Genomic DNA, 24,793 nt, shown 5'->3' on the forward strand with positions numbered 1-24,793 from the left:
GATTTAATATATGTCAGACAGTTTGTCTTTAATCTTTTCAAGCACTGCCAAATGCATTCTTTTTGTAAACTCTGCCCTATCATTCTGGTTCAATACATCAAGATATCCCTGTGAAACAAGATTAAATGCAAATGGTGTTGGAATTACTGTATTAATGGTTTTTATTTCCATTTCTTCTGATGCAATCCATTCTATTACTTTCTGTGCATTTTCAACATCCATATAATCTTCTAAGGCTTCTCTTTTAGCTTCCTTTAATATTGAGAAATTTTCATCCATTTCCTGGACAAACTTCAGCAGTATTTTTCCCCGCACCTGCTGGCGGCCAACGGATTTTGATTCCCCTTTGTATCTTCTCAGCGTCATCAATGATCTTCCGGCACAATGTCTGAATCTGCTGGCAAGTGTTTCTGTCTTGTCCAGTGACTGCGTAAGTATCGGACGGAAATTTTCAGGAGTCAATTCATTAAATGATTCAAGTCCTCCAATTTTGCTGTCTGAACTTAAGTAAAATCCGTTGTCTGATATGGATATTGTAACATTCATATTGTATCTTCTTGCTACCAAGTAAGCTACTGCACGTGACAGTGCATCATTCACCTTTCTTCCGAACAAACTATGAAATATTACAAAGCGTCTGTCACCAAAACCGCGGTAATATTCAACCAACATTTTTCTGTTGCTTGGAATCTGAGCATATTTGAACTGTTCAACAAAATATTCATATATTGAATTGGCCGCAAAGTCATCAACATAGAGGTAATCATAAATAAACTCCATAATATCTTCTTTGCTTCTTCGGTATTGGAACTTTGAATCCATGAGTGCTCTAAAGCGTTGAATGTCCATGGCCAAATCAAAGGACAATGGTAGCTGTTGTGAAAACCATGATGGGATTGTTGGCGGGCCGCTTGATGGTGAAACATTAATTGTCATTCCTTTTCCATAATTAAATCTGTATGTGCTTCCTCCTAAAACGAATGTATCTCCTTTTTTGAGTCTTTCCATAAATTCCGATTCAATTTTACCTACAGTTTCACCGTCACACTTAACCAAAACGCCAGAACTGTCTGGAATTGTACCGATATTTGTTGAATATAACATTCTGGCTAGTTTTCCTCTTTTTCCAAATGTTCTTTTCTCATAATCTATCCATATTTTAGCATAGACATATCTTTCTTCAAGCTGAGGATATTCTCCCGCCATATAACTTAAAACATCTTCGTAATCATCTTTTGTTAAGTCTTTATAACAGTAGCTTTTTCTTATCACGTCATATGCATAGTCAATATCCCAAACGTTTTCAATGCTCATTCCATAAATATGCTGGGCTAAAACATCAAGGCAATTTTTAGGAATCTGTATTTTATCTATTTTTCCTTCTTTGGCATTTTTTAAAAGAACAGAGCATTCAACCAAATCATCTCTATCGGTTACAATAATTTTTCCTCTGGACTTTTCATGCAGTCTATGGCCGCTTCGACCAATTCTTTGCAGTGCTCTTGAAACGGATTTTGGCGAGTTAATTAAAACGACCAAGTCTATATATCCGATGTCAATTCCCAGCTCAAGGGATGTTGAAGATACAACAGCTTTGAGATTTCCCTCCTTTAAATTATTTTCTGTTTCAAGGCGAACTTCCTTTGAAAGGGAGGAATGGTGTGCCATGATATTTTTGCTGTTGTAGTTCATTGGAAACATTTTTTTAAGATTATAGACAAATCTTTCAGTTCCGCTACGGGTATTGGTAAAGATAAGTGTTGTTTTATTTTCCTGGATTAAATCGTCAAGTAAACTGTATAATCCTAAACGGGTATCCTCTTCATCTGCAATGGTGATGTCGCTAACCGGACACATCACTTCCATATCAAGGTCTTTTAAATAATTGATGTTTACAATTTCACAGTCACGTTCAACGCCATATTCATATCCAACCAAAAAACGCGCTACTTCTTTAAGCGGACTGACTGTAGCAGAAAGACCAATCCTTGTAAAATTTCCAACAAGATGTTGAAGTCTCTCAAGTGACAAGCTTAAGTGAACTCCACGCTTATTTTCAGCTAATGAATGTATCTCATCAATGATTACATATTTCACATGACTCAATTTTTCCCTAAACTTAGGCGCAACAAGAAGAATGGACAGGGTTTCGGGTGTTGTAATCAGGATGTGTGGCGGAACCTTAAGCATTTTTTGCCTTTGATACTGTGTTGTATCTCCTGTCCGCACGGCTTTCCTAATGCCTAAGGGTTTACCTGCAATTTCTTCTATTTCTCGCAATGGTTCATCAAGGTTTTTTTCAATATCGTTATCCAATGCTTTTAGGGGAGAAATATATATGCAGTATACCTTATCTTCAAGCTTTCCATTTTCGGACAGTGCTGTTAATTCGCTTATGATTGATAGAAATGATGTTAATGTTTTTCCGGAACCTGTTGGTGAAGAAACTAAAATGTTTTTATTTTTATGGATTTCAACAATTGATCTTTTTTGAGCAGGAGTAAAATCATCAAATTTTGAATCAAACCATTTCCTTACCCATGGATGAAGTGTTTTATAAATTGCCTTTTTAGAATAATTTTTTGTTTGCTCATGAATCATAGTAATCAATTTTTTGTCTTAAAGATTATATATTTACGAAATCTAATATTAATATACTGATATTAGAGGTTATAAAAATGTCTAATTTAACAATGACTGAAGCGATTGAAAATCTTCAAAATGATGATGTAAGTATTAGAAAAGAAGCTATTGAATCATTAATTGGTGTAACTGATGAGGCAGCTATCGACCCGTTAATTGAAGCTACAACAGATGAAAATGCACAGATTAGATTTAAAGCTGCTGAAATTTTAGGAAATATGGGAAATGTTGCATTTGATAGATTGGTTTCTAAATTTGAATCTGAAACTGGTAAAAATAAAAGATTTTTAGCATTCGCTTTAAAAGAAACTAACAACGAAAAAGCTATTCCTCTATTTGCACAGGCAGTCAGTGATGAAGATTTTGGTGTTAGAAAAGTTTCAATTCGTGCTTTGGGTGAACTTCAGGCTCATGATGAATTGGATACTATAGCTAAAGGATTGGATGATGAAGACTGGGGTGTTAGATTGGCTGCAATTTATGCTTGTGCTGATTTGGCCTCTGACGATTCAATTGCATTAATCAAAAAAGCAAGAAGGGATGAATCAGATAAGGACTTTAAGAAATCCTGTAACAAGGCCATCAAAAAAGCTGAGAAAAATCAAAAAGCTAAAGCTGAAGGAAAGGTTGTCTCCAATACAATTCCTATGAAAACAATTAAGGAAATGGAAAAGACTAATCCTCAAAAAGCCATTAAAGAATATAAAAAATATGTTCAATCTGAAAGTGATAAGGATGCACCATATAAAAGATTGGCTATTCTATACAGAAAATTGCGCCAGGATGAAAATGAAATTGCCGTGCTTGAAAAAGCTATTGAAGTGCTGTCCGTAAAAAAACCTGGAAAAGAAGATTGGTTTGTTAAAAGGTTAGCAAAAATGAAATAATTATTTTTCAATTATTTCATATAAATCATTTCTTTTATTTTTTAAAATAGGGATTTCCTGTCTTACTTTTTTTATTTCGTTTAAATCAATTTCAACTATTTTAAGTTCTTCTTTTTGTTTTAATTGACAAATTACCTCTCCCCAGGGGTTAACTAGAATTGAATGCCCATAACTGTGATAGCTTGCATTCTCATTCAATGCAGGTGCAACACCGATACAGAAAACTTGGTTATCAAGGGCTCTTGATCTAAATAACAGCTCCCAGTGGGCAGGGCCTGTTGTCATATTGAATGCTCCTGGATAAACTAATATTTGAGCACCTTTTTCAACATTTATTTGTGCCAATTGGGGGAATCTGACATCATAACATATTCCAAGACCTACAGTTCCAAAATCACACTCGCAGACATTGAACTTATTACCTGGTGTTAATGTGTCTGATTCTTTAAAATAAATTCCACCTTTAACGTCAACATCGAAGAGATGCATCTTTCTATGTTTGCCAATAATACGGCCATTTTTATCAAACATGTAACTTGTATTGTATATCTTGCTTTCTTCTTTTTCGGGAATGGATCCTGCTAAAATATACATTTCATGTTTTTTGGCTAATTTGGAAATACTTTTGATGGTGGGGCTGGTTTTTTCTTCTTCAGCATACTCTGTAAACTTATCGTTTGAATAAGGACAGTTAAACATTTCTGGAAGAACAACAAAATTAGCATTATAACTAGCAGCTTCATCTATCATTGAAGTTGCTTTTAATATATTTTTCTGCTTATTGTCAACCACATTCATTTGACATAAAGCTATTTTAATTTTACTCATTTTAATTCAAAAATAAATTGAAAAGTATGAGTTTATCATACTATTCAATATGTGCTGTTTTTAATACTGAATCAATTTCACTAGATGTAATGTCATTCATTGTTTTTCCATCTATTTTAAATACATATAGGTTACCGTTATTGAGTAAGGATATGTATCTTGTGAAATTACCGTTTGCATTTTCAACAATAACATCTGATGCATTTTTTCCATCTAGTTGCATTGGTTGAATTGTATTAATATGAGCACCACTTTCTTGAGCAGAACTTATTCTTTGACTATTTATATCATATATTGATGAAAATCCACTAGTGACATTGTAATATTCAATTACAGTACCATTGCTACCTTCAAAAAATATGGCTCCTGTGTGTAATGAATCACTTCCATTTACCTCATTCCAACTGGAGGGGTATGAGAATGTGAAGTTCGCATCTGAAAATTTGTTTGATCCATTTACATTGGATGTTGTATTGGTGGCTGGTCCTGTAGCTATAATTATTCCAATTACAATTATGGTTATAAGTAATATTGCTCCAATAACGATTTTATTTTCTTTAATTATATCAAGTGTACTTGGTTCATTTCCACTTTTTTTAATTATTGGTCTATCTTCGAAGATATCCTCTTGTACAGGAGCTTTTGTTTTAGGTTTGGGGAATTTATATCCACAATTTCCACAAACCGGAGCACCATCATAACTAGGATTTCCACATTCAGGACATTTTTTCACAGATTTACCTCCATTAAATTTTAATTATATTACTTATAATATTTAAACTAAATGATTATAATATATATATTAAGAAGTGGTAGAAATGTCTGATGATAAAAAAATTGATGTTAATGATATTAATTATGCTGTTTATAAATTAGGAAATTGGAAAAATGATTATGAAATCAATCAAATTGGATTGTCAAAAGAAATTCCAGTTACTGAACCAACTATTACTCATATTAAGTTTTCCATGGATGAAATAAGAAAATCCCAATTTGATATTTCAACAAAAACTGTTAACGGTTTTGTAGCTATTGCATTACAGCTAAATCCTAAAGTTCAGGAGATGGATTTGGATGATGTAATTGAATTGGAACAGAAGGAATATGATAATATAATTGATGAGTTGGATAATCTGGAATTACTGGCTGATGGTTCAACAATAGATCTTGATGATGATACTTATCTTATATATAAGTTAGAAAAAGAGTGTCATGTGACAACATCCATTCCTGCTAATGAGCATACTAAAAAATATTATGAAGCAGAAATGAAAAGAATTGATGATGCGGTTTTAAATTAAAACGCATCCAATGTTACTTTTTTATCTCTTTTCAATTCGCGGGGAGGTTCGACACTAACGAATTCAATGCCTTCCTCTTCAATCATTTCACGGGCATCTTCCATGATTGACGGTGCAACAAGTATTCCCCTAATTTTCTTTTTTTGAGCTTTGCATTCTTTCAGATAATCATTTTCGGTATTTTCCAAGTCTTGCAAATACCTTCTTATCTGTTTGACGGCACTGACTCCCGCTTTACGTGCTTTTAGTTCTAAAACCATCAGATTTCCATCATTATCTTTACCTAAAATATCAATGAAACCATGTTCAACACTGTACTCTCTGGTTTTTGGAGTAAAACCCTCTTCGATAAGGTGCGGCCTTTCCATTATCATGTCGCTCATGTCCTTTTCATATCCTGCCTGTTCGAGTTCTTCAAAGTCCTCCATATTGGCATAACTGATGAATTGTATTTGTCTGACTTCAACGGTCAACAATTCTTTAGGTGTACGTCTATGACTTTCAAGAATCAGTCTCTCTCCGCTCAGATAACTTCTAGTTTTGGATTTTGGAGGCTGCCAATTGACCGGTTCTACTTTTTTGTCTTGATGAATTAAAAATGAACCGTCAGGTTTAATTAATATTATCCGTTCTCCCCAGTTCAATTGACTTAAAGCACGTCCTTCGTATTCCACTTTACAGCAGGCAAAAAGAGTGATTGTTGCTCTTTTACGCATTGCCTCTTCAACTAATTCATAAGCTTTTTCACAATCGGGTTTTTCTAAAATTTTATATTTCATTACTTTTTACATTGGTTAGATTAATTTAAATATTTTGTTTTCAAAAAGTAATTTCAAGAAAACTATATATGGTGGGATTAAAAATTTGTGAAGATGAGTATTTCGATGAAAAAAGACAGGAATATGTGATGGAATCTTTTGAATTTTCAAATGGAAAGGTTCTTGAAAATGTTAATGTTGAGTATATGACATTTGGAACTCCAAAATATGATGATGACATCATTACTAATGCAATTATTTATTGCCATGGTTCTTTAGGCAATTTCACTGGAGTTAAAAAGATTTTTCCATTAATTCATGATGGAGCACCATTTGATGAGAAAAAGTATTTTTTCATTTCAATGTCTGCTCTGGGATCTCCGGGATCATGCAGTCCGTCTTCAACAGATTTGAAAAATAATTTTCCCTCTTATTCTATTGAGGATGTAGTAAATTTCCAAAAACAATTTTTGGAAGAAAAATTCAATATAAAACATGTTTTAGGTATTATTGGAAATTCCATGGGAGGATTTGTAGCTTTAACTTCAGCTATTCTTTACCCTGATTTTGCGGAATTTATAATGCCTGGTGTAAGCAGCTATAAGGTTGCAGGGCATGATTATATATTATCCAAATTTGTCAATGAAATCATCACTTCTGATGAAAACTATGAAAAGGGAATTGTCAACGATTCACTTAAAAGAACATTAAAGCTCGCCAGTTTGGCCGAATTTAATTTTGGTCTTTCAAAAGAAGCCTTAAGGGCAACTCCAAAAGATGAATTGTCACAAAACTTTGATGAATTCGGTGAGGAAAGTGAATTTTTGGATATTTATGATGTTAAATATTGCAATGAGGCCTGCATGAATTATGATGTTGAAAATGACTTGGATAAAATTGAATCTAGTGTTTTAATTATTTCATGTGCTCAGGATCCTCATTTTCCACCGGAACTTGATGGAATTCCAATGTCTAAAATGATTAAAAATTCTGAATTGATTGTCATGGATTCCGAATTGGGACATTTATGTTTTAATGAACTTGAAAATATTTCTGATGAATTAAGCAAATTTATGGGGAAATTTGTGATTAGATGATAGTTAAAATAACAAATTTTGATGAAACAGCTGAAATTCCATTCATTGATTATGAAATTTCTGGATTATCACAAAATCAGATGGATTTTCTAAATGAAAATTTGGATGAGGAAACTTCTATTGGTGAAGGCATTTTAAAAATTAGACTTTACTTTAAAGAGGTTTTTCCTTTTCAAAGTGAAGTTGCTAAAATCCGTTTAGATGATTTTATCGCTCGTGAAGAAATTGAAATGAACGTGTTCCTATCTAGTTTTTTAGATGATATGTGAACATTTTTTAGTGATTTTTATTAAATTAAAATTAAAATAATAAAGTCTTTTTATTAACATGTCATCATTCATTATTTTTTTACTATTATTATATATATTATAAAACTACAAAATATTATTACATATCCACTTTTGGAGTTGACTTTATGAATAAGGAAAAATATTTTTTAAAAAATGAACAGCATTTTTTCGAAGAGTTTAAATTTAAAAATGGTTTTGTCATTAAAAATGCAAAAGTGGATTATGGCTTTGTAGGCACTCCGAAATATGATGATGAGGGCAATATTGTAAATGCGGTCTTGTTTTGTCATAATTTTATGGGTAATTACTCAACTATTTCTGATTTTGGAGAATTGGTATCTGAAGATAAGAGTTTTAATAATGAGGATTATTTTTTTATTTCAGTTACTTCTTTGGGTTTTCCAGAATCCTGTTCGCCATCAACTTCCGGATTAAATCATGATTTTCCAAATTATGAAATTGAAGATCTGGTAAATTTCCAAAAACAATTATTGAAAGAAAAATTTCCAAAGGTTAAGAAGTTGCTGGGAATTGTAGGTTATTCTTTTGGAGGATTTATAGCATTGGGATGGTCTATTTTTTATCCTGACGACATGGATTTTGTGATTCATTTTAACAGTTCTTATAAATCTCAGGGAAATAAATATATTTTTGCAAAATTAGCTAATCAGATTATTGAAGACTCCGGACAATATTTTTCTGATATATATAATGAATCAATTTCTAATGTATTGATTTTAGTTTCACAACTGCACTATATTTTGAGTTTTTCAAATGATTATATTAATAGTTTATCCATTGAAGAAATAAATTTTTCAATTGAAAATTTTGCTGATGAGATTTTATTCTTTGATATTCATGATATTAAAGTATGCAATGACTTTTTGTTGTCTTTTAATTTAGAAAATTTGCTGGATAGGATAAAATGCAAATTGCTTGTTATTGGTGTTGGAAATAATAACTATTATATTCCGGAATATGATTCAATTCCTTTACATGAGTTAGTTGAAGGATCCGAGTATTTATTTTTGGATACTGAATACAATCCAAATGAATTGGAATACTTATATAAAATAGAAAAGGATATTAAAAATTTCGTTGATTCAGTTTAAAAAAAGAAAATTTAAGCTAGTAAAACTAGCTATTTTGATGCATCAAGCATATGCTGAACTGCCTTAAGTGATTTGCTTGCAACATCTTCAGGTACAACAACTTCCGGTGCTTCATTTTTAAGTGCATCTCTTACTTTTTCCAATGTATGAAGTTTCATTGTTTCACAGATTGCACCTTCAAGTAATGGGTATAATTTTTTGCCCGGAATTTCACTGTTAAGTCTTGTAATCATATCTACTTCTGTTCCAATCACAAATTCCTCAGCATCACTTTCAGCAATGAATTTCAGCATTCCTCCTGTGGACAGCGTTTCATCACATGCCTCCTGAACATCATCATTACATTCAGGATGGCAGATTATGATTGCATTAGGATGCTCTTTTCTTTTAAGCTCAACATCTTCAACATGGAATAATTTATGAACATAACAGTGACCGCCTTTTGGAACAGGAATTATTTCCTTATCCACTCTTTTTTGAACATGTTTTCCCAAGTTATTGTCGGGTCCAAATAGGATTTTTTCATGAGGTAGGCTCTCGGTTACTTTTACTGCATTTGCGGAGGTACATAGTGTATCCGCATGTTGTTTTGACTCAGCAATACTGTTTACATAAAGAATGACTCCTGCATCAGGATGTTCTTTTTTAGCTTTTATTAACTCTTCTTCAGGCAACATGTGTGCCATAGGACATTCTGCTTCTAAATCAGGAATGACAATTTTTTTATCAGGATTTAAAATGTATGCAGTTTCTGCCATAAAGTCTACGCCACAGAATACTACTAAATCCTTATCATCAATTTCAGATGCTTTAATACATAATTCCAATGAATCACCTAAAAAATCAGCGATTTCTTGAATTTCTTTCGGTTGATAGTTATGTGCAAGAATTATTGCATTCTTTTCTTCTTTCAACTGCTTTATTTCTTCATGTAATGGGCTGCTCATAGTTACACCTATTCAATAAATTTTCTTATTTCGTTTATAATAATTAATTTATAATCATCTTTATTATTAAATTCTTTTATCCAAAAGGATACTTTAATGATTGTTTGCTCAAAAGTTATTTCTTTTGCAAATATTCTTGGTTTGGGTTTATCCAAAACACCATCTAATTTTTCAATTTTTTCAATAATGTATGGGGTAAATTCATCCAAATCAATATTCAAAGGCAATCCTGCTATAATATCCACACGATATTTTTCAGGAGCCTTATACAGTTTAAATAGATTATTCGTTAAAATGGAGTTAGGTATAGTACTGACAATTCCATCATCATCCTTTATGGATGTGGTTCTTAAATGAATCTTTTCAATAACTCCTTTTGTTTTATTTAATTCTATCGTGTCGCCTACCTTGATACTTTTACCGATAATCAGAATTATTCCAGAAAAGAGGTTGGATATCAAATCTTTTGCAGCAAGGCTCACTGCAATACCTACAATACCTAAACTTAATAATGTTCCATATAAATTAATTCCAAAAAGTTGTAATATGTCCATCAATGCTATAAAATAAATGATATATACGATAATGTCTCTTATAAGATATATTCCAGTCATGTCATCTTTAAAACGTTCGATATTATTTAATATATTGGTAATAACTCGAGATATGATGGTTGTTATGATTATAATTATTATTATTTTACATATTGCCCATATGGGATCTGTTGGAATATCCATATTATAACTCCACTTTCATTAAATCTTCAGCTATTTTTGTATTTTCAAAAACTTCTTTTGCTTCGCCAAGCAAATCTTTAATATCCTTATATCGTGTACTTATGTGAGTTAATATTAATTCTTTTGAATTGGAATAAAGCGCAATATTTGCCGCATCGACTGAAGTTGAATGGGAATGTAATTCTGCTTTGTCCTTGTCTTCATCTTTGTATGTTGATTCATGTATTAATAGTGTTGAATCGCGTGCAAAATCAATCAATTCTTCACAAGGCATTGTATCGCCGGAATATGTTAGTTTATTGCCTTTTCGTGGAGGTCCTAAAACCTGTTCAGGTTTTATAATATTTCCATTGATTTCAACAGGAACTCCATTATGAAGTTTTCCGAAAGCAGGACCCACAGGAACACCTAATTCAATTGCTTTTTCACGTAAAAATCTTGGTTTTTTTATCTCTTCAACAGAATATGCTAAAGTTAGGGTATTATGCTTTACTCTTTGGGCTTTAACAACATACTCCTCAGTTTCTACAATTGTTCCACTATCAATTTCAATCCATTCTAGGGGAAAATCAAAATTGGGAAAACCCAAGTTAGCTATTGCTTGTTGCAGGTTATCTAAACCTTTTGGCCCATATATTGTTAATTTAGTTTCGCGCCCTCTAAAATTCATTGACTGCAATAGCCCAGGAATGCCTAATATGTGGTCTCCATGAAAATGTGTAATGAAAATCTTTGAAATCTTCATAGGACTTATTTTTGCATAAATCAGTTGTCTTTGTGTTCCTTCACCACAATCAAATAACATTGTTTCCCCAAAAGCCTTTAAAGCTATTGAAGGGTGACTTCTTTTATATGAATGTACTGCTGAAGAGGTTCCTAAAAATGTAATTTCCATAATATAATCACTTATTTTATATTGTATTTTAAATATATATTTCATATGATATATTAAATTTTTTTAAGGTGATTTTTTGGATAAAATACTTGAATATATGCTTGAAGAAGATGAAGGTTTTGGTGATGTGACTTCCAACAGTGTCATTGATAAAAATGAAGAAGTTAATGCATATATCGTTTCAAAAGATGATGGTATTTTAGCAGGTATCGACGTGGCAAAACAATTATTTGAATCAAAAGATGTTAGAGTTATATTTCATTTAAATGATGGTTGTGGGATTAAAAAAGGCGATTTATTAATGTCTCTTAGAGGTAATGCAAGGGACATTTTATTGGTTGAGAGAACTGCACTTAATCTATTAATGCGCATGAGTGGTGTGGCTAGTGCAGCCAATCAATATGTTAATCTTGTTGATGGAAAAGTTATAATTGCAGGTACTCGTAAAACCCAGCCGGCTATTGGTAAATTTGATAAAATGGCTTTAGAAATTGGTGGTGCTGATACTCACAGATTTAGTCTTGATGATATGGTTCTAATTAAGGATAATCATATTGCAGTAGTTGGATCTCCTATAAAAGCACTTAAAAAAGCACAGGAAAATGTAAGCTTTTCTAAAAAGATAGAAATAGAAGTGGAAAGTTTGGAAGATGCAATATTGTGTGTTGAAAATAAAGCAGATATTGTCATGCTGGATAATATGGATGCTTTGGCTGTAAGCGAAGTCATTAAAGAACTGAAAAATAGAAATATACGTAATAATTCATTAATTGAAATATCTGGTGGAATTAATCAGGATAATATATTGGATTATGTTGATTTGGGTGTAGATATTATTTCAATTGGTGCACTGACTCATTCCTCAAGAAGTCTTGACTTCAGCCTTAAAATTAAATAATTGAGTTTCATTTTTTAAAAAATTTAATATTTTTTGGGCATGTGTGTTAAGATTTTGTTAATATTATGTCAATTGTGTGCTATATAGTGTATATTCATACCATTATCTTTTGATAAATATGTTTATATGACTGCTGATGGTGATTTTTTAGAATTGGTTGCCTATGTTAAGGCATCAAATCATAGAAAAAATATTATTGAATATCTTAATTATGGATTGAAAACTCCAAAAGAAATTGGTGTAGCATTGAATGTTAGAACTAATCATATTTCTAACCTGTTGGCAGATTTAAGGAAACATAATCTTGTCGTTTGTTCTACTCCTAATGTTAGAAAAGGTAGGTTGTATGAACTTACCGAAAATGGAATTAATGTTCTTGAATATCTTGAATGATTTTTCATTAATTACCATTATTCTTTTAAAAAAACAAACTTTTAATAATATTGTAAAAGATATATAATAGAGATAGATAATAATTTATATTTTTCTTATAAATGGTGATTTAATGGTAAAAATAGCTAAATTGGCTTTAGAAGATGGAACTGTTATTAAAGGGGAAGGATTTGGTTATGAAACTACTAAATTAGGAGAACTTGTTTTTTCAACAGGTATGGGTGGTTATACTGAATCTTTAACTGATCCTTCTTTTAAAGGAGAAATTTTAATGTCAACTTATCCTTTGGAAGGAAATCATGGGGTAAGTGAAGAGTGGTATCAATCTGATAATATTCAGGTTGAAGGATTTGTGTGTCGGGAGGTTTGTCGTGAATTATCAAATTTCGGACCTCAAAAAACTTTGGATGAATTTTTAAAAGAATTTAAAACACCTGGAATTACTGGTGTTGATACGAGGGATTTAACTTTAAAAATTCGTGAAAGAGGTTCTCTTAAAGCAGCTATCACTACTGAAGATATAGCTGATGATAAATTAATTGAAATGGCAAAATCACAACCAAGCATTGAGGATAAAGATATAGTTCCTTTGGTATCCACTAAAGAAATTAAAGTATTCAATGAAGATTGTGATAAAAAAGTTGCTTTAATTGATTGTGGTGTTAAAAAGAATATCATTAACTCCTTTTTAGAAAGGGATATTGGAGTTGTTTTATTCCCTTATGATACTGATTATAAAACTATTTTGGATTATTCTCCGAGTGGGTTAATGATTACATCTGGTCCTGGAAACCCTGATAGGGTATATGAAACTATTTCAACCATGAAAAAATTATCCAATAGATTGCCAATATTTGGTATTTGTATGGGTCAACAGTTAATTGCTAAATCTTTTGGAGCTAAATCTTATAAAATGAAATTTGGACATAGGGGAGAAAATCAACCAGTTAAAGATTTAAAATCTGGTAAAGTCTTTATAACATCTCAAAATCATGGATTTACAATTGATAAAGAGTCATTGGATGAAACTGATTTGGTTTTAACTCAAATTAACTTAAATGATGGAACTCCGGAAGGTATTTCTCATAAAGAATTGCCTTTACATTGTATACAGTACCATCCTGAAGCAGGACCTGGTCCAAATGATACAAGAAGTATTTTTGATGAATTTAACCAAATGATGGAAAATTATTAAAAAAATTAATGAGGATTACATATGCCAGTAGATAAAGATATTAAAAAAGTTTTAATTATTGGTTCTGGACCTATTCAAATCGGACAAGCTGCTGAGTTCGATTATTCAGGATCACAAGCTTGTAAATCACTAAGGGAAGAGGGAATTGAAACAGTACTTGTTAACAGTAATCCCGCTACTATTCAAACTGATATTGACATGGCAGATACTGTTTATACCGAACCATTAACTCCTGAAGTTGTTGCTAAAATTATAAAAGAAGAAGAAGTTGATGCTATTTTACCAACCATGGGTGGACAAACTGGATTAAATATAGCAACAGGTCTTGGAGATTTAGGATTATTGGATGGTATTAAAGTTTTAGGATCTGATGTTCAAACTATTAAGGATGTAGAGGACCGTGACTTATTTGCTAATTTAATGGATGAAATTGGAGAAGAGATTCCTAAATGTCAGGCTGTTGAAAGTGTTGAAGATGCGCTTAAAGCTGTTGAAGAAATCGGTTATCCTGTAATTGTAAGGCCGGCATTCACATTAGGTGGAACTGGTGGTGGAATTGCCCATAATGAAGAAGAATTAATTGAAATTGCAAACCATGGGTTAGATATGAGTTTCATTAATCAGGTTCTTATTGATGAATCCGTTCTCGGATGGAAAGAAATCGAATTTGAAGTAATGAGGGATAAGGAAGATACCTGTATCATTGTATGTACCATGGAAAATATTGACCCTATGGGAATCCACACTGGAGACAGTGTTGTAGTTGCTCCAATTCAAAACTTATGTGATGAAACCATCCAAAAAATGCGTGATGCATCAATCAAAATCATCAGAGCATTAGGTATTCGTGGAGGATGTAATATTCAATTTGCATTAAATCCATATACTGATGAATATAAGGTCATTGAGGTTAACCCTCGTGTATCAAGAAGTAGTGCACTCGCATCTAAAGCTACGGGTTATCCGATTGCAAAAATATCATCAAAAGTTGCACTTGGAATGACTTTGGATGAAATTAGAAATGACATTACCAAAGAAACCCCTGCATCATTTGAACCGGCTATTGATTATGTTGTAGTAAAAATCCCAAGATGGCCATTTGATAAATTCAAAGGAATTAGCCGTGAAGTCGGAGTTCAAATGAAAGCAACTGGTGAAGTAATGGCTATTGGAAGAACTTTTGAGGAAGCATTCCAAAAAGCACTCAGATCACTTGACATGGGCTTTGACGGATTTGAATATGTTGAATACACCGAACAAGATTTGGCAAATCCAACTGATTTAATCTATTTCCAAATTTATTCCGCTATTAAAGATGGAATGGACTTGGATAAAATCCATGAATTGACTAATATTGATAAATTCTTCTTATATAAAATCAGAAATATAGTGAACTTTGAAAATGAAGTAACTGCCGATAAATTAGATGATGAAAATTATTTAAGAACAGCAAAACAAATTGGCTGTTCTAATGCAAGATTAGCTAATTTAACTGGCCAAACTGAAGAATATATTAGAAATTTACTTAAAAGATATAATATTAATCAATCATATAAAATGGTAGACACATGTGCTGCTGAATTTGAAGCTAAAACTCCATATTATTACAGCAGCTATGATATTGGAAATGAACTTACTTCAACTACCAAGAAAAAAGTTGTTATTTTAGGTGCAGGTCCAATCAGAATTGGTCAGGGTATAGAATTTGATTACTGCTGTGTTCACTCATCATTAGCATTAAAAGAAGATGGTATTGAAACAATTTTAATCAACAACAACCCTGAAACCGTAAGTACAGATTATGATATTTCCGATAAATTGTTCTTTGAACCAATTACATTTGAGGATGTGATGGGGGTAATTGACCAGGAAAAACCTGATGGTGTAATTGTACAATTTGGTGGACAAACTTCTATTAACTTGGCAGTACCTCTTGCAAATGCAGGAGTAAAAATATTGGGTACTCCATATGAAAGTATCGATAGGGTAGAAGACAGAGAATTGTTTGCAGAGTTATTGGAAAAGTTACATATCCATCAAGCACCATATGGAACCGCAAACTCATTTGAAGAAGCTCGTGAAATTGCAGAAAAAATTACATTCCCGGTACTCGTACGTCCATCATATGTTATTGGTGGAAGAGCTATGGAAATTGTTTATGATAACCATGAGCTTGAAGAATATATGAAAGAAGCCGTAAAAGTTTCACCAGAACACCCAATTCTTGTCGATAAATTCTTAGAAGATGCAATCGAATTGGATGTGGATATTTTATGTGATGGTGAGGATGTATTTATTGCAGGAATTATGGAACATATTGAGGAAGCAGGTGTTCACTCAGGAGATTCTGCATGTGTAATTCCGCCGCAAACTGTTCCAGAACATATTTTAAATACTATTCGTGAAAATTCAAGAAAATTGGCTTTGGAATTAGATGTTAAAGGTTTAATGAATATTCAATATGCAGTTAAACTTGACGAAGAAATGGTTTACATTATTGAAGCAAACCCTCGTGCAAGTAGAACTGTTCCATTTGTAAGTAAAGCTATTGGTGTACCATTGGCAAAAGTAGCTACATGGATTATGAATGGTGCTAAACTCAAAGACTTTGATTTAACAAAAGAAATTAAGATTGACCATGTTGCTGTTAAAGAATCAGTATTCCCATTCTTGAAATTGCCTGAATCCGACACTGTGTTAGGTCCTGAAATGAAATCTACTGGTGAAAGTATCGGTATCGATGAAAGCTTTGGAATGGCATTCTATAAATCACAGCTCTCAGCAGGAATGGATTTACCAAAAGAAGGTAAAATATTCATCAGCGTAAAAGAAGATGACAAGAAAAAAATCAGAGCTATTGCTGAGAAAGCCGATACATTAGGATTTAAAATTGTCGCTACTTCAGGAACCGGTGATGCAACCGGACTTGATAATGTTGAAAAAGTCAAAAAGGTATCTGAAGGATCCCCTAATATCAGGGATGCAATTTTAAACAAAGAGATTGATTTGATTATTAACACTTCTGAAGGAAAACAATCTGCTAAAGATGGATACATCATCAGACGTTTAGCTATTGAACTTGGTATTCCATATGTCACCACATTATCTGGTGCAAGAGCAGCATTGAATGCTATTGAAGCTGTTCAAAATAGTGAAATCAATGTCAAATCTTTAAATGAATATAATGGTGAAGAATAATCTTTCTTCATTAATTTCTTTTTTTTTAAGCTATTTTTACATTACCAATAAAAACGAAGTTAATTAGAAATAAATGGATGAATAATATCCTTGAAGTTTATAATTATTGTTATTCCAATTAACAACTTCGCCCAATGAGTTTCTGCGATTAATTGAATCACTAACGATCCAAATACCATCTATTAATACTTGTGTCCATACATGGCCGCCAGTGTCCCCATTATTAAATATGCAAGTTCTGTGCACATATCTTGCAGGAAGACCTCGCCTATAAAGCAATTGATAAATGTGATAGATCAACACAATTTCCAGTTTTGTGATGTAATGTTTCTATAGCACCATATTTAGTATCATAAATTAATTTGAATATAGGTATTCTTTAATATTAATACCACATGACGGACAGTCTTCCTGGTTAATTTTTAATTTGCTTCTGCAGTTGGGACAATAATTTAGTTTAACTTCATACTCTTTATTCAAGTCAAGTTTTTTGTTAATTTCAATTCTAAGTGTGATTTTGCTTTTTATTGCATTTTCATCCCAATTGTTTTCCATTAAAATCTTTTTATAATAATAGGCTTCTGTCATTGAAGCATAATATCCAAAGATGGTTTCTCCCTTTTGGATGTAAAATCCTCTTTTTTTGTGGTCAAAAAGAATTTCTCCTTCACGTTCCTTTTTGTTTACTTTTATTCCTTTAATCCTTCCTTTTGACCTTTTTTCGGGAAATGGTGGTAGTGTCATATTTTCATATTTGTTTTCAAGGTCACATTCTACAAGCAAATCATAATCGAAATTACAGTAGAATAGTGCATCTCTTTCATATAATGCATCAGATAATTTTTTAAACTCACCATAATCTTTATTGTTATATTTGATACGGTATACATTACCGCTTTTAACAATATTTCTGTAAAAATACCTAATTTCCTGGGAGTTAATTTTAATCATCTCGTTAATTTTTGATGGTAAACATTATTTATGTATCTTGTTAATTAATATATTTTTTTAAATTCCCATAACATTTAAATATTTTCAATTAAAAACTTCTTTTTAATGTTTACTATAACTAATGGGATAATTTTAAGGGGATTAAATTTAGAACCAGTTAAATCAAATATAACAGTGGATGATGGCATTATCATAAATATTTCTAAAGATTCCAAAGAAGGTAGGCTAATTGATGTTGATGGCGCAATTGTATGTCCTTCTTTTTTAAATGGCCATACTCATATTGGAGATTCAATTATTAAGGATGAAGGGTATGGATTGTCTTTGGGTGAAATGGTAAAACCTCCCAATGGAGTTAAACATCGTGCTTTAGCATCTGCTGGCGATGATGATATTATCGAGGCAATGAAATCATCAATGTTGGAGATGGCCGAATCAGGTATTTCTCACTTCATCGACTATAGGGAAGGGGGAATTAAAGGAGTTAAATTACTGAAAGAGGCTTCAAAAGATATTCCAATCACACCAATAATTCTTGGCCGTGATGATAGTTTTTATGGTGATGATCCTGACTTGTCAAAAGTTAAAAAAGCAATTCATAAATTATTAAAATTGGCCGATGGTATTGCTCCAAGTGGTTTTGGTGAAATAACTGATGATGTTGCTAATTTAATTGTTGAAGAATGCAGAAAAGCAGGTAAAATTTCATCCATTCATGTTGCAGAGTCAGAATCTACACAAATCGAATCATTGGATAAATGTGGCCAAACTGAAATTGAGCGTGGTGTCAATTCTAATTTCAATCAATTGGTGCATTGTACCAATCCAAAAAATAATGATTTGGAATTAATTAAAAATTCAAAGGCTAACGTTGTTGTCTGTCCGAGAGCTAATGCCACTTTGAATGTTGGAATCGCGCCTTTAAATGAAATGCTGAAGTTGGGCATAAAACCAATTTTGGGAACAGACAATTTGATGCTTAATTCTCCTAATATGTTTAGAGAACTAGAATTTACTCTTAAATTAATGTCTGTTACTTATAAAAATTATTTAAGTCCCTGTGAACTATTAAAAATGGCAACAACTAATGCTTGTCTTTATGATTTCAACAAATCTTGCATTGATGTCGGTCAGGTTGCCCAGTTCAATGTTATAAAACATTTTTCTAAAAATCCTCATTTATCTATAATAAATCGTTCAGAAACAAAAAATATATTATATACTATTGACAGATATATAAATTAATAATATATTGAACATATAGAATCATATATTATTGGAGATGTAAATATGTACACGAAGATTTTAGTCCCTACAGATGGGTCTGAATTTGCAAGAAAAGCTGAATTACATGCATTATTCTTAGCTAAAGTTAGTGGAGCTGAGATTGTTGCATTAAGCGTATCTGAAAATCATTTTATTAATGGAATTTCCTTAAACGAAGAAGTAGAACAATTAAATCAAATATTAACTGATCGTTGTAAAGAAGATCTAAAAGAATTTGAAGACATGAATGAAGAAGGTGTTAAAATATCCTCAGTTATTAGAGAAGGTTCTCCAGCTAAAGTCATATTGGATGTTGCTGCTGAAGAGGATATTGATTTAATCGTTATTGGTAGTTCTGGTAAATCTGGTTTTGATAGATTTATTCTTGGTAGTGTTAGTGATAAGGTTGTTAACACTGCTAAATGTCCTGTTTTAGTTGTACATTAATTATTATAATTTTTCATGTAAATACTGCATGAGGTGTTTTTAATGTTAGTAAAAAGAGTAATGTCTAAAAAAGTAGTTAGTGTTTCTGTTCCTGGTAGCAGAGAAAAAGTTTTAGACTTGATGAGAAAAGAAAATAAAGCTGTTCTTCCTGTAGTTAAAGAAGAAGATAATAAATTAGTTGGTGTTGTAACCCGTTCTGATTTAATCAATAATCCTGATGAAGAACAAATAGCAATGTTGATGAGTAGAAATCTAATTATTGCAAGTCCTGATGAAGATGTTAAAGATGTTGCTAAAAAAATGATTGATAATGATGTTAGAAGAGTTCCTGTCGTAAATGATGATGGGGAATTGGTTGGTATTATCACTTCATTTGATTTAGTGTCTCAAGCGTTAACAAAACTTGACATCGATGATGCTGTTGAAAATTATATGATCACTACTGTTCCTACTACATGGGAAAAAACTCCTCTAAACGTTGCTTTTGAATCAATGAAACAATTTGGTCTCAAATCAATTTTAGCATTAGATGATGATTCACAATTATCTGGAATTTTAACTGAAACTGATTTCATTGCAGAAAGTGAAATTATTTCTGAAAGAAGTGAACACAGTTCTACAGTTGGTACTGAAGGAGACAAATGGTCTTGGGACAGTACTTCTGTTTTATACATTGAAAAAAATCATTTAAAATTCACTGATAAAGTTGTAAGTGATGTTGCTGTGGGTAATGTTGAAGTAGCTAACTCAAAAACAAAAGTTTGTGATTGTGCTAAAAAAATGAAAACATTACATATTGAGCAAATTCCGGTCATTGGTGTTGAAGGAGATTTAGTAGGTCTTGTCAGAGCTAGTGACTTAATTAAAGCTTTAGTTGAATAATTGTGATACGATGGCAGTTAGTCCAGTTTTAGTTATTAAGATTGTCGATGACAGTTCTGTTGGTGTTAGGGCTAGATGGAGAGATGATTATAGTGAACACCATATTGTTTTGAACTCTGTTCTTACATATTGGTGGGCGAATGACATGCCTCCTGCTGTTAAATTCTTGGAACTTTTCGAATCTGTTATTAAAAGAACTATTAATGAGCTAACTCCTCACAAAAATTTAAATATAAAATACGAAGTTCAAGCGGACAATAGTCTGGAAAAGGCTTCTGAAATTGAAATTAATTTAATTGAAGTTCAGGCGGATGATATTGGATTTAAAATAGATGGTAAAACTTTATCTTTAAAAGGCCTTAGAAATTCAATTGATGATGATGAAAAAACTCCTTTCACTGAGAGTTATGATAAAGTTATAGAAACGCCAGACATTGTTTTAAAGAAATATCTCGAAATGCAAAATAAATAATTTCTTGATTTTTTTTACTTTTTCTTAAATTAAACATTTCTTCTAATTTTTGGCAGTACGTTCATAAATTCAAATAGTGCATCATCGTAATTTTTTAAATCATATCCCTCAATCAGACCGTTTCTATTTATGATTATTTTTTCCAGTTTTAACCTGTTCTGATTTTTTTCATGAATAATATTTTTTTTGAGATGCTTTTTTGTATTTTCAATATCTATTGTGAATGGTAACTGGTATTGGAATTGATTTGATTTATATTGTAAAATTATTTCTTCATTATCATCAAGAGGTGATAAATTTAGACAAACTTTTTCATACCCAACTAATTTTAATTGATTATTGAGTTCATTAAATGAATTGTTATTAATAATTTTAGAAAAGTTATTTATTTCACATACACTAACTTTATTAAAATTCCTAACTTTCACTAATTCACATCCACTTATTTTGGATAGAATTTTTTCACTTTTTTTAATTTTTTCAATTTTGTCCTTTGTGATTTTTGTGTTTGTTGGAATTCTTGTGGCAAGGCATGTTGTTGATCTTGAATATGGTATATTATTTTTTTCAAGATATTCATGAATTTCTTTTGAAGTTAATTTAGCTTCAATTAATGGTGTGTTAAATTCCATTCCATAAGTTATCAGAATACCTGGTCGGTCTGCAACCAAATCGCTAATGTTATTTCCATCGCAGATATAGTCAAAGCCATTTTCCAGAGCATATCTTTTAATCTTTTCATACATTAAATTTCGACAGGAATGGCATCTGCTTTTCAAATTCCTTAAAAATTCTTCATTTTCGTAAAAATTAATATCGATAATGTGGTGTTTTACTCCGAATTCAGAGGTCATGTCCTTGGTGTGTTTAAGAAAATTTTCTGGAAACAGATGATTATCAATAGTTATTGCCAGAACATCTTTGCTTACCTTTGATGCAAGATAAGCTATTAAAGTGCTGTCTGCACCACCGGAAAATCCTATTGCCACTTTTTTATCTTTTAAAATATCTTTAACAATATTTATTTTATCTTCTAAATTCATTTTATCATATTGGCAATATATGTAATTAATTCTTTAGCATCTTCTTTTTTAATGTCAACAGACCTGCGAATAAAATCAATTAACTTACTTTTTGTTTCATCATCTAAAGAAGAACTATTCAAAGTTTGTGAATAATTTCTTTTTGGATAAAATGTAGATTTGGCTATTTTTATCAATTCATCTTTTTGATTTTCTGTTATGATGTTTTCACTGACAGCATTTTCAAAAACATATTCCATATTAATCAATGGTTCAGATAATGCTTCCAGGGTTTCGCTGTCAAGCATAACTGCCACATCATCATCTGATGCAACTTTTCCTGTTGCATACTGTTCATAAACATAACCTATACCTGTCATTCCTAATGTATCCAGTTCAGATGCTCTTAAAGCACCCATGCTGGATGCACCAACTACTGTAATTCCTTTATTGATAACATTTAATATTTCCTTATGTCCAACAGATGAATTTTGATGGAATACTCCGTCAATTATTCCAATGATATCGGGATTTTCTTTGATGTCATGGCCTAAATCCCCTCTTTTGATGGGCCTTTTATAAATTACCTCAACATCATCATGTGAGTCAAGAATTTCTTTTGCCTCATCAAATGAAAGTGACAATCCAGTATAAATAATAATTTTAACCATGTAATCATACTCTTAAAAATCTGTATCCTGCACGGCTCGGGTCAATGGAATATAGCTCCATGGTAGGAATGATAACTCTTACAACATTGACATTAAGCTCAGGACGTGTCAAATCATAATACAGCACATGTTCTATTTCATTGCTTTTCAATTCATCTAAAACGATATCTATATCTTTAGTGATGGAATCAGTACTTCTGTTTTCAATATCGCTTAATCTAATTTTTTCATCTTCTTCTTGGAAATAATATTTATTGATACGTTTCATACGTTCATATCCGGCAGTTCTTGCAAAATCTGCTCTAACAGTATCTTCACGAGCTCCATGAATTTGGGTTGCTCTGCTTTGAGCTACTTCAGTCAATGCCCTTAGAACTGCAACTTCCGGATCCAAATGTGTCCCAATACCTAATGTTAAAAGTCCAGCATCTTTGAGCAATGTATCATCTGCTGATGCAGCTATTGTTGGAATATTTACATCAGCCGTAAAATCCATCAGTTTGATTTTAATGTCATTTTCACTAAATTTTGAAATGGCATCATTTACAGTTTCACTTTCAATACTGTCCAGGTCAATTTGTTTGTAGTTTTTATGAGTTAATTCAAAAATACTCCATGCATCCCTTTCAATCACCTCAAACATACCGTGCAGTATCGCTTCTTCTAAACTATTTCCTGAAGCAAGGCCGTTTGTGTTGGACTTGAATAGGCTTTTGCATGAATTATCCTCTAAAACATAGGGGTGATAAATTGCGTTAGACGGAACATAATAATCATCACCGCTAATTAGGTCATGGCAGATATTCCATTCAAGATTAAATAATTCGATATTTTCCTTTTTAAAATCTTTCGGCAGGTTAAGTGATTCAACATCGATTGTATTTCCTTTACTAGAAATCTCAGAAACTGTTCCAGTAACTAAATTCTCACACTGTTTTTCAGCAGAATATCTTTCAAAACCTTCCATCATGGCAGATGCCTTTGCATGTTCGCTGCTTATTCCTTTACCTCCATAAATACTAATGGCACCATCTTGTGAAGTCGGTCGGATAGCCGAAAAAACAGGAAGTCCTATCCTGTCCAAATGTGTAATTTCAGTGATACGCGTGATTCCTGCAATTTTACATTTTTCTTCATTATTTTTGATAGTTTCATTAGGTGGGATAATTCTGTGGGTTCCCTTAAAATATTTAATTTCCTTTGATGTCATTTTATAATCCTAAAATCATTCTAATTATATTTTCAGCACCCATTGTCATAGATAAGTATGTCATAACTCCTGCAATAGCAATTGTAATAATCCATACAATAATATTCCATGCTAAAACTTTAGATCCGTCTAAATTCCATATAGGAATTAAATTAAAAACAGCCAAATAACTGTTTGTTGAAAAACCTAATGTACATACGATGAATATATATTGCATTGTAGCATTATAATGTGCTGGGCCGTAGATGGCTGCACCAATTAGCAGAAATACTAATGCAAGCACAATATTTACAACAGGTCCTGCAATTGAGATTATTCCATTTGTTTTATCGTCTAAGTTATGTCCAGCATAGGTATATACAGCTCCTGGCGCTGCAAATACGAAACCGAAAAATGAGGATATTAAAGCAAATATTAATCCTGTAGGCCATAATTTAAATTCAGCCCAATATCCATAATGCATTGAAGTAAATTTATGTCCTAATTCGTGTAATATAAAACCTAAACCTAATCCGATCATCACGATAGGAAGAATGCTCATTAGTAAGTTTACATTACGGCCTGAGTAAAGAATTGAAAAACTCAGTGAAATAAAAATAAATGCAATAATCAAATCTCTTAATTCACTTGCGGTTACTTTAAACATACTTTTTAAATATCTAATTCTATATATAAAAGTTTTTTCTAAATAAT

The 24,793-nt window shown here is 31.8% G+C and carries 26 protein-coding genes; 13 read left to right on the forward strand and 13 right to left on the reverse strand.

The annotated features are described in order from the left end of the window. Positions 1 to 3 precede the first annotated feature (3 nt). Positions 4 to 2,601 (reverse strand): ATP-dependent helicase, encoded by a 2,598-nt coding sequence (locus SM9_RS02550; protein ID WP_058738642.1) that lies wholly within the window; start codon positions 2,599 to 2,601, stop codon positions 4 to 6. Between the two features lie 77 nt (positions 2,602 to 2,678). On the opposite strand from SM9_RS02550, the gene SM9_RS02555 reads away from it, so the two are divergent. After that, positions 2,679 to 3,530: a HEAT repeat domain-containing protein gene (locus tag SM9_RS02555; protein WP_058738643.1), complete on the forward strand. Its 852-nt coding sequence runs from the start codon at positions 2,679 to 2,681 to the stop codon at positions 3,528 to 3,530. On the opposite strand, the gene SM9_RS02560 is transcribed toward SM9_RS02555, so the two are convergent. Both SM9_RS02560 and SM9_RS02565 read right to left on the reverse strand, forming a co-directional pair. After that, on the reverse strand, positions 3,531 to 4,358 hold the full coding sequence (locus tag SM9_RS02560; RefSeq protein WP_058738644.1) for a carbon-nitrogen hydrolase family protein: 828 nt from the start codon (positions 4,356 to 4,358) through the stop codon (positions 3,531 to 3,533). It abuts the gene before it with no gap. Between the two features lie 40 nt (positions 4,359 to 4,398). Beyond that, positions 4,399 to 5,091, reverse strand: a complete 693-nt coding sequence (locus SM9_RS02565; protein ID WP_058738645.1) for a zinc ribbon domain-containing protein — start codon at positions 5,089 to 5,091, stop codon at positions 4,399 to 4,401. Positions 5,092 to 5,176: 85 nt separating this feature from the next. On the opposite strand from SM9_RS02565, the gene SM9_RS02570 reads away from it, so the two are divergent. Continuing rightward, positions 5,177 to 5,659, forward strand: a complete 483-nt coding sequence (locus SM9_RS02570; RefSeq protein WP_058738646.1) for a hypothetical protein — start codon at positions 5,177 to 5,179, stop codon at positions 5,657 to 5,659. Here the strand turns inward: SM9_RS02570 and nucS are convergent. Beyond that, complete coding sequence (nucS, locus tag SM9_RS02575; protein ID WP_058738647.1) at positions 5,656 to 6,438, reverse strand: endonuclease NucS; 783 nt, start codon at positions 6,436 to 6,438, stop codon at positions 5,656 to 5,658. The two genes, SM9_RS02570 and nucS, sit on opposite strands and share 4 nt — an antisense overlap. 68 nt (positions 6,439 to 6,506) lie before the next feature. On the opposite strand from nucS, the gene SM9_RS02580 reads away from it, so the two are divergent. The 3 genes from SM9_RS02580 (at position 6,507) to SM9_RS02590 (ending at position 8,916) form a co-directional block, all read left to right on the forward strand. Beyond that, positions 6,507 to 7,514 carry an alpha/beta fold hydrolase gene (locus SM9_RS02580; protein WP_058738648.1) on the forward strand — a complete coding sequence of 336 codons (1,008 nt, stop codon included), beginning with the start codon at positions 6,507 to 6,509 and terminating at the stop codon, positions 7,512 to 7,514. After that, entirely contained in the window at positions 7,511 to 7,783 is a 273-nt protein-coding gene (locus SM9_RS02585; protein WP_058738649.1) for a DUF5750 family protein, read from the forward strand. The genes SM9_RS02580 and SM9_RS02585 overlap by 4 nt, the downstream gene beginning before the upstream one ends. Before the next feature lie 146 nt (positions 7,784 to 7,929). Then, complete coding sequence (locus SM9_RS02590) at positions 7,930 to 8,916, forward strand: alpha/beta fold hydrolase (RefSeq protein WP_058738650.1); 987 nt, start codon at positions 7,930 to 7,932, stop codon at positions 8,914 to 8,916. 29 nt (positions 8,917 to 8,945) lie between these two features. Here the strand turns inward: SM9_RS02590 and nadA are convergent, their stop codons facing one another. From nadA to rnz, 3 genes are read right to left on the reverse strand one after another with little or no spacing between them, the layout of a single operon-like run. Continuing rightward, a complete protein-coding gene (gene nadA / locus SM9_RS02595; RefSeq protein ID WP_058738651.1) occupies positions 8,946 to 9,863 on the reverse strand; it encodes a quinolinate synthase NadA in 918 nt (305 codons plus the stop codon). Positions 9,864 to 9,871: 8 nt separating this feature from the next. Next, the gene (locus SM9_RS02600) at positions 9,872 to 10,600 is read right to left on the reverse strand and encodes a mechanosensitive ion channel family protein (protein WP_058738652.1); all 729 of its coding nucleotides are present in this window, start codon (positions 10,598 to 10,600) and stop codon (positions 9,872 to 9,874) included. 1 nt (position 10,601) lies between these two features. Continuing rightward, positions 10,602 to 11,495 (reverse strand): ribonuclease Z, encoded by an 894-nt coding sequence (gene rnz / locus SM9_RS02605; protein WP_058738653.1) that lies wholly within the window; start codon positions 11,493 to 11,495, stop codon positions 10,602 to 10,604. A 76-nt stretch (positions 11,496 to 11,571) separates the two neighbouring features. Here rnz and nadC point away from each other — a divergent pair, with 76 nt between their 5' ends. The 4 genes from nadC (at position 11,572) to carB (ending at position 17,179) form a co-directional block, all read left to right on the forward strand. Beyond that, positions 11,572 to 12,393, forward strand: a complete 822-nt coding sequence (nadC, locus tag SM9_RS02610) for a carboxylating nicotinate-nucleotide diphosphorylase (protein ID WP_058738654.1) — start codon at positions 11,572 to 11,574, stop codon at positions 12,391 to 12,393. A gap of 126 nt (positions 12,394 to 12,519) precedes the next feature. Then, positions 12,520 to 12,786 (forward strand): hypothetical protein, encoded by a 267-nt coding sequence (locus tag SM9_RS02615; protein ID WP_058738655.1) that lies wholly within the window; start codon positions 12,520 to 12,522, stop codon positions 12,784 to 12,786. Positions 12,787 to 12,898: 112 nt separating this feature from the next. Beyond that, positions 12,899 to 13,981, forward strand: a complete 1,083-nt coding sequence (gene carA / locus SM9_RS02620) for a glutamine-hydrolyzing carbamoyl-phosphate synthase small subunit (protein WP_058738656.1) — start codon at positions 12,899 to 12,901, stop codon at positions 13,979 to 13,981. Between the two features lie 21 nt (positions 13,982 to 14,002). Continuing rightward, entirely contained in the window at positions 14,003 to 17,179 is a 3,177-nt protein-coding gene (gene carB, locus SM9_RS02625) for a carbamoyl-phosphate synthase large subunit (RefSeq protein WP_058738657.1), read from the forward strand. 63 nt (positions 17,180 to 17,242) lie between these two features. Here carB and SM9_RS11900 read toward each other — a convergent pair whose 3' ends face one another. Together SM9_RS11900 and SM9_RS02630 are read right to left on the reverse strand one after the other, a co-directional pair. Continuing rightward, positions 17,243 to 17,458, reverse strand: coding sequence for a transglutaminase-like domain-containing protein (locus SM9_RS11900; protein ID WP_157064649.1), 216 nt, complete (start codon positions 17,456 to 17,458; stop codon positions 17,243 to 17,245). A 78-nt stretch (positions 17,459 to 17,536) separates the two neighbouring features. Next, on the reverse strand, positions 17,537 to 18,130 hold the full coding sequence (locus SM9_RS02630; protein WP_058738658.1) for a hypothetical protein: 594 nt from the start codon (positions 18,128 to 18,130) through the stop codon (positions 17,537 to 17,539). Positions 18,131 to 18,235: 105 nt separating this feature from the next. On the opposite strand from SM9_RS02630, the gene SM9_RS02635 reads away from it, so the two are divergent. The 4 genes from SM9_RS02635 to SM9_RS02650 are packed head-to-tail and all read left to right on the forward strand — an operon-like array spanning position 18,236 to position 21,197. Then, entirely contained in the window at positions 18,236 to 19,375 is a 1,140-nt protein-coding gene (locus SM9_RS02635) for an amidohydrolase family protein (protein ID WP_058738659.1), read from the forward strand. A 45-nt stretch (positions 19,376 to 19,420) separates the two neighbouring features. Beyond that, entirely contained in the window at positions 19,421 to 19,843 is a 423-nt protein-coding gene (locus SM9_RS02640) for a universal stress protein (protein ID WP_058738660.1), read from the forward strand. A gap of 42 nt (positions 19,844 to 19,885) precedes the next feature. Further along, positions 19,886 to 20,725 (forward strand): CBS domain-containing protein, encoded by an 840-nt coding sequence (locus SM9_RS02645; RefSeq protein ID WP_058738661.1) that lies wholly within the window; start codon positions 19,886 to 19,888, stop codon positions 20,723 to 20,725. Positions 20,726 to 20,735: 10 nt separating this feature from the next. Further along, positions 20,736 to 21,197, forward strand: a complete 462-nt coding sequence (locus SM9_RS02650; RefSeq protein ID WP_058738662.1) for a hypothetical protein — start codon at positions 20,736 to 20,738, stop codon at positions 21,195 to 21,197. Between the two features lie 29 nt (positions 21,198 to 21,226). Here SM9_RS02650 and larE read toward each other — a convergent pair whose 3' ends face one another. The 4 genes from larE to SM9_RS02670 are packed head-to-tail and all read right to left on the reverse strand — an operon-like array spanning position 21,227 to position 24,746. Continuing rightward, positions 21,227 to 22,240, reverse strand: a complete 1,014-nt coding sequence (gene larE / locus SM9_RS02655; RefSeq protein WP_058738663.1) for an ATP-dependent sacrificial sulfur transferase LarE — start codon at positions 22,238 to 22,240, stop codon at positions 21,227 to 21,229. Further along, positions 22,237 to 22,890 carry a TfuA-related McrA-glycine thioamidation protein gene (locus tag SM9_RS02660; protein ID WP_058738664.1) on the reverse strand — a complete coding sequence of 218 codons (654 nt, stop codon included), beginning with the start codon at positions 22,888 to 22,890 and terminating at the stop codon, positions 22,237 to 22,239. Before SM9_RS02660 ends, larE begins: the two co-directional genes overlap by 4 nt. A gap of 4 nt (positions 22,891 to 22,894) precedes the next feature. Then, complete coding sequence (locus SM9_RS02665) at positions 22,895 to 24,100, reverse strand: YcaO-related McrA-glycine thioamidation protein (RefSeq protein ID WP_058738665.1); 1,206 nt, start codon at positions 24,098 to 24,100, stop codon at positions 22,895 to 22,897. Between the two features lies 1 nt (position 24,101). After that, the gene (locus SM9_RS02670; protein WP_058738666.1) at positions 24,102 to 24,746 is read right to left on the reverse strand and encodes a site-2 protease family protein; all 645 of its coding nucleotides are present in this window, start codon (positions 24,744 to 24,746) and stop codon (positions 24,102 to 24,104) included. Positions 24,747 to 24,793: the final 47 nt, after the last annotated feature.

Origin of the sequence: Methanobrevibacter millerae (assembly GCF_001477655.1) — an archaeon.
GTDB classification, from domain to species: Archaea; Methanobacteriota; Methanobacteria; order Methanobacteriales; family Methanobacteriaceae; genus Methanocatella; species Methanocatella millerae_A.